Below are 2,335 nucleotides of genomic sequence, written 5' to 3'. Positions count from 1 at the left end.
CATTTCGATCATCTTTTACAGCATTGTTGTCATAATAGCGATCCCGAATGTTGGTTGCTCCTGCAATTCTTGCCCAAATTATTTCCCCAAAGTGATCTCCATCATATCTGTTGGCGCCACCACCCAAAATCACATCCCATTTTCCATCATCCGAGATAAAATTGACGGATGCAATACCTCCGAAAAAATCATTGTCGAGCCATCTCCTGCGAATGATATCAGTGCTTGAGATTATCTCTCCCCCGATTTCCACATTTGGCAGTCCATAGCTCGCAAAATCATCATCTTCACGGAATTGCTCGTAATATCCCCTTCCATAGGTATAGTGAAGTGCTGCATTTGTTTTCCAGTTGGTTCCGATTTTCCCTGTATAAATCAACTGATAATGGTCTTGCTGGTAATTATCGGTTTCATTGTCGTAGGTATAATAATTGAAGGTCCGGTCATCCTCTAATTTGGACTCAGGAAGTCCATACCAAGCTTGATAAGTCTGTTCTTGTCCTGAAAAGACATTCACTTTTACGACATGGTTTTCGGAGTAATATCCCCCAGACACAAAGAAGGATTTCAAATCTGAAAATGCACGGTCCACATACCCATCTGATGTGATTTTCGAAAGTCTGGCATCTACTGCAAAATGATTATTAAGTAATCCTGTTCCAGCTTTGACGGTATGTTTCCAGGAATTGAATGAACCAACCGAATTAGAGATTTCTGCATAAGGATCGTCTTTTCGGGTATCAGTTTGAATATTTAGACTGGCACCAAAAGTTGCTGCACCATTTGTGGAGGTACCTACTCCTCTTTGAATCTGAATGTTATCCACAGAAGAAGCAAAATCGGGCATGTTTACATAGAAAACACCATGAGACTCTGCGTCATTCATAGGAATCCCGTTCACAGTGACATTGATTCTGCTTTGGTCAGAGCCTCTTATGCTCATACTTGTATATCCAATACCAGCTCCTGCATCGGAGTTAGTTACTACTGAGGGTGTGAAATTCAAGAGGATAGGTAGATCTTGCCCCAGGTTTCTTTTGGAAAGCTCTGCTTTATCAATTGTTTGGAAAGTAGTAGGAGTAGTATTAGAGGCTCGGGTGGCAGAAACTATAAATTCCTCAGTTAGCAAATCGATAGGCTTCAATCTAATGGTCAAATCCTCAGAGAATGGAAGAATTATGTTTTGTTCCAAACTTTCGAAGCCAATGAAGGATACTCGAAGTTCAATTTCTCCAACCTCTAAATTTGTGATGATAAAATTTCCAGTCTCATCTGTTACGGTACCCCTTCCTTGTTTTTCTGACCAGACCGAGGCACCCATTAAAGGTTCTCCTGAATTTGCGTCTAGCACTTTTCCTTTTAGACTTTCTTGAGCCCAAGTAGAGATTGCTAACAGGCAAAAAGCTAGGTTTAACAATATTTTTTTCATGTGTTTTTTCCCTTTCGGGTTATTCTGGTTAAACATTAGAAAACTTAGGGGAAGTTTTCTGTGATTGTTTACCCGTATGCACAACTTGTACAAAATAGAAAGCCAATGGCGCCTTTTCGCGAATTCAATTTGGTACTATGTTATGCTGCTCATTTCCCTTCGCCGGCATTACCCGGATCAGGTCTTATGGGTATGATCTCAGCCCGAAATATTTAGGCACCCCTTATGATCTTGTTGCAAAGGTAGTGGGGAAATACAATTTTGCAATTATCTGATTGGAAATTCCTCCTTTCGGTGGGATAGCCTTCCCGAATCTTTTCCTTAAATTCCATTTTCTAAAACCCATAAACTTATGAAACTTTATAAACTTCCATCAGGAACTTTACTTCAAAAAGATGTTGAATTTTTTTTAGGGCCTAGCCTAAATTGGAATGATTTATTAGGAAGAGAAAACTTAAAAGAATACCTCAATTTTGAGTCAAAAAGGTGGAGACTTTTAGATTCTGAAGAAGTAGAAAAACTTATGGCGACCGGATTATTATCCCCAATGGGTGATCAAGAAATATGGGCTGCCGGAGTTACTTATTATCGAAGCAGAACAGCTAGAATGGAAGAAAGTCAAGATGCAGGAGGAGCAGATTTTTATGATAAAGTATATGCAGCAGACCGTCCGGAACTTTTCTTCAAAGCGACCTCAAGCAGGGTTTCTCCCCCAGGAGGAAAAGTGAATATCCGGAAAGATTCTACTTGGGATGTTCCTGAACCAGAACTCACGCTTTTGATTTCGCCATCAGGTAGAATTCAAGGCTTTACTGTCGGTAATGATATGAGTAGTAGGAGTATTGAAGGAGAAAATCCTCTTTACTTACCTCAGGCTAAAGTTTATAATGGCTGTGCGTCCATAGG

At 40.1% G+C, this 2,335-nt stretch carries 2 protein-coding genes and 1 riboswitch; of the genes, one reads left to right on the top strand and one right to left on the bottom strand.

Annotated features, from left to right (window positions below; genetic code table 11):
* Nucleotides 1–1,429: TonB-dependent receptor (locus Q0L68_RS19675; protein WP_296705947.1), on the bottom strand; the 1,429-nt coding region annotated here is incomplete at its 3' end.
* Between the two features lie 137 nt (nt 1,430–1,566).
* A riboswitch (TPP riboswitch) is annotated at nt 1,567–1,663 on the bottom strand.
* 118 nt (nt 1,664–1,781) lie between these two features.
* On the opposite strand from Q0L68_RS19675, the gene Q0L68_RS19670 reads away from it, so the two are divergent.
* A partial coding sequence (locus Q0L68_RS19670; protein ID WP_296705946.1) for a 2-hydroxyhepta-2,4-diene-1,7-dioate isomerase occupies nt 1,782–2,335 on the top strand: 554 nt, incomplete at its 3' end.

This window comes from Algoriphagus sp. (assembly GCF_024642405.1).
GTDB lineage: Bacteria > Bacteroidota > Bacteroidia > Cytophagales > Cyclobacteriaceae > Algoriphagus.
The sequence above is the reverse complement of the archived record's forward strand: the minus strand, read 5'-3'. Positions and strand labels throughout refer to the sequence as shown.